Origin of the sequence: Gilliamella sp. Nev3-1 (genome assembly GCF_001690435.1) — a bacterium.
Lineage (GTDB): Bacteria > Pseudomonadota > Gammaproteobacteria > Enterobacterales > Orbaceae > Gilliamella > Gilliamella apicola_C.
On the sequence record NZ_LZHN01000079.1, the window covers coordinates 1 to 4,068 of the forward strand.

Below are 4,068 nucleotides of genomic sequence, written 5' to 3' on the forward strand. Positions count from 1 at the left end.
GGCTTAAACCAACAATGGCACAACTCATAGCAATAGTAACTGAATGATTTTGTTGTAGTTGCTGTGCCCACGTTTTACGTGCCCCTGTTGGCACTAAAGCTTTTTTATGATTTCTTCCTGAAGCTGGGATTTTAAGCTCAGTTCGGCAAACATCTGCTTAAGCTTGCAGTTTTCAGCCTCCAGCTCCTTTAAGCGTTTAATATCCGACGTTTCCATACCGCCGTATTTTTCTCGCCACTTATAGAAAGTTGAATTACCCATGCCATATTTGCGACAGAGTTCCTTGACAGGAATACCTGCTTCAGCTTCTTTTAAAATAGCGACGATTTGATGTTCAGTCATTTTTTTCATAATTAAATCCTCTTTTACTTTTATCATAGAGAATTTTCTACTTTTTGGCTGTACTATTTTAGGGGATAGTTACAGTAGTAGTAGATTTGTCCACCCCGTCCACGACCGACTAACTGCGCCATCGGTCTAAAGCCGGTGCTACCCGGCTCGTAAATGTAACTGATGCAGCGGTAGTCTTGGGCTTTTGTGTGTTCATTGCGGATTACCTCTACACTAAAGTCCGCATCATCGGCGTGGCATTCCGTAATAAGGTTTTCACCTTGCCAGAAGAACAGCGTTTTATCGCCCGTTTGCATGTCGGTTTTGCTGATTCGGCGACCAAAGGCGTCATACTCATAACAGTGTACGGTTTCTACCGTTTGATGAAAGTCTTTGTCGTTTTCGTCCCAGTAGTGGCGGATTTTTTTAAATTCAATAAGCTGATGTTGCCCATTCCATTTAAATTGGTGTTCAGTATGTTGCCGTTTACCGCGTAACTCTCGAATCACATTGCCGTATTGGTCGTACTGATATATGTATCAAAAACAGCCTTTGGGTAGGCTAAAAAGTTATTGTTTTTTATAAGAGTTGTTCAGAAAACGTATTGATTTTATTTGATTTTTTAAGTGGTGTAAAATGATAGAGTAAAAAGGGCAATCCTTGCTGTTTTAATGCAAGGATTTGATATAAGCACGGTTGCTTATTAGTCGTCAATTATTCTATTTTAAGGTAGCCTGCGTCTAGGTTTTTCTGGCTCTGGTGTGGGTAATTTCCATGATGCTAATAAATCTAATTCGCCAAGAAAATTGTTGATATTATCAAGTTCGTTCTCGGGAACCTGCCATAACCACAATTTATCACTTAATTCTTCAAGTGTACCATGGCTTGTATTACTTAATATCCAATCTTTCAACGTGGTATTATCTACACCAATCTCTAAATGATAGCAATTAATAATATTAGTGGTATAAATCATCCTAAGTCGCTTATTGCCATTTAATAATTTTTTGTCACGTAAAAAATAATATTTTTCATAAGGATATATAATAGTATAATTGAAACCTCCTGCATACTCAGTTGCACCACCTATAGTCTTACATCCCGTAAATTTTATGCCATAAGAAAAATAGTTTTGACGTGCAAAGTTTTTTATCAATTCCAAAACAATACCATCATGATCTAGTTTATTATCATATAAAATATAAATCTCGTCACGGCTTCCAAAGTTTTTTGTATGATAAACCAAACGTAGATAACAAGTATCGTTTAATACATTCAATACATCAAAAGAGGTAGCCTCCTGTAGATTTATTTTACGTTTTAATCCCTTTAGGGATATATTAACAAAATTAAAATCACTGTAGGTCTTCCTTATTATTGGTTTAATATAACTAGCCTCTGTAATAGGAGTATTTAATGCCGAAAATAGTGTTTCAGCAAACTCTAACGCAATATTCGGTGAAATATTTTCTGTATTATACAAAACAATGCCACTGTACATAGCTAATTTCCCTCTTTTATACCTTTAATTAATAAATCTAACCGATGTTTTATATCCCTCGCATTATATGGATGTTCAAATAGAGAAATAGCACCCTCTCTATAGATCCCTAATTTCTCCATAGCCTCTTCATTACGATCAAATAATAGATCTAATTTACGTCTATCCGTTTTAGAGGCTATCTCTATCGCATGCACTTTCCCATTTTTATCGATAGCCATAATATCAGGTCTGCGTGCACTTGCTTTTGTTTTTAAAGCCATGTTATAAGAGCGATTTAAATATATTTCGGTGAACTGACCAGACATTGCCAGTTTATTGGCAATAGCCTCTGAAAACTGGTCATGCCCTGGTGTGCTATCAACTTGTCCTTTTCCATATATTTTTGTTCCATTCACTTCTCGGACAGGGCAAATTTTTGTCAACCCCAATGGGTCAATCCAAGCCAGTGGGTCTGGAACATAGCTATAGGCATTTTCACCACCAACCAGTCCGATAGGGTCTTGGCTGATGTAGCGGGCGGTGTACGGGTCGTAATAGCGGTAGCGATTATAGTGTAACCCTGACTCCTCGTCAAAATACTGCCCTTGAAAGCGCAGGTTTTGTGGTACGGTGCGGTATTCTATGGCAAGGTTGCCATAGGATTTGTAAACACCACTCCAGACAATGTCACCATTCGCGGTTATGAGCTCTTGCGGGGTGCCGAGCTGGTCGTTGAGGTAGTAGTAGATTTGCCCACCTCGTCCACGACCGACTAACTGCGCCATCGGCCTAAAGCCGGTGCTGCCCGGCTCGTAAATGTAACTGATGCAGCGGTAGTCTAGGGCTTTGGTGTGTTCATTACGGATTACCTCTACACTAAAGTCCGCATCATCGGCGTGGCATTCCGTAATAAGGTTTTCACCTTGCCAGAAGAAGAGTGTTTTATCGCCCGTTTGCATGTCGGTTTTGCTGATTCGGCGACCAAAGGCGTCATACTCATAACAGTGTACGGTTTCTACCGTTTGATGAAAGTCTTTGTCGTTTTCGTCCCAGTAGTGGCGGATTTTTTTAAATTCAATAAGCTGATGTTGCCCATTCCATTTAAATTGGTGTTCAGTATGTTGCCGTTTACCGCGTAACTCTCGAATCACATTGCCGTATTGGTCGTACTGATAATGGCGGTCACCTTGAATCAATAAGCGGTTAGCCTTGAGCTTGTTGCTGTGGGGGCAGGGTGCTTTGGGGGTGCCATGGGTTTTGGCAGTAGGTGATGCGTGTTTTAATTCATCAAGTGGCTTTTCACTGCCCAGTAAGTTATCGGCTCCGTCAAAATAAAAGTGCTCATGATAGCCTTTATAGCTCAGCTCATCCGGTAACTGTCCTTGGCTATAAGGTTGGTGGCTAGCGCTACTGAGTCGGCTTTTTAAGTCGTGGGTGAAGGTTTTTACCCCTTTGTAGTTGTCGGTCATTTGGGTGAGCTCACCGGCAACATTATATTGGTAATGACGTTCAATCGGTTTATTCAGGCTGTCTTTGACCCTGACTTTTTGATTAAGCAATCGACCACGGCTATCAAATTGCTGATGACAATTGAGTTCGCCAAATCGCCCCATGCTACGGGCAATTTCATTGCCTTCCTGCCAGCGGTGGGTCGATAGTGTTTGACCGTTTAGGTCGATTTGGCTGACTTCATCACCTCGGTAATAGTGGGTTAAGATGTTACCATCAGGCAGGCGCATTCTAAATAAGCGTCCCGCTTGGTCATAATCAAAATATTGACTACTAAAGCCTTGGTGCTCTTGCGTGATGCGTCCACATTTGTCGTATTGCCATACCAGTGGCCATTTGCCATCGTCCACCTCATTGAGTCGACCAAATCCATCATAGTGGTAGGTGACCTTTTGTCCATCAGGCAATATACGGGCAGTTAACCGTCCGCAATGGTCACGCTCATAGGTGGTGATTAAGGCGGTGTCGTCTTGTCGAGTATCGCCGTATTCTGTTCGCTTGATTATCTGGTCATTAGCATCATAATCCCAAACGATATAGCGCCCATCAAACAGTTTTTCTGTTTTTACTTTGCCACTCGGCGTGTAATCAATATGATAATGGTCGCCATTGGCATTAATAATGTCGCTAATTTCACCATGCACATTGTCATAGAAGTATTCGCTATAACTGTTGTCGGGATAACGAATGCGTTTAATCAGCATGGTGTTGTCATGATATTCGTAGCACGTTTCACGCTGCTTTTC

General features: G+C 41.1%; 3 protein-coding genes and 1 pseudogene. All 4 read right to left on the minus strand.

All coding sequences use genetic code 11. From position 1 onward, the window contains the following. Positions 1-128: 128 nt before the first annotated feature. A pseudogene (locus tag A9G40_RS13045) lies at positions 129-351 on the minus strand (transposase); the annotation flags it as partial. A gap of 53 nt (positions 352-404) precedes the next feature. Continuing rightward, positions 405-839, minus strand: a complete 435-nt coding sequence (locus A9G40_RS13050) for a hypothetical protein (RefSeq protein WP_065583373.1) — start codon at positions 837-839, stop codon at positions 405-407. A 215-nt stretch (positions 840-1,054) separates the two neighbouring features. Next, on the minus strand, positions 1,055-1,831 hold the full coding sequence (locus A9G40_RS13055; protein WP_065583374.1) for a hypothetical protein: 777 nt from the start codon (positions 1,829-1,831) through the stop codon (positions 1,055-1,057). 2 nt (positions 1,832-1,833) lie between these two features. After that, the coding region (locus tag A9G40_RS13060; protein ID WP_218058032.1) for an RHS repeat-associated core domain-containing protein at positions 1,834-4,068 on the minus strand (2,235 nt) is incomplete at its 5' end.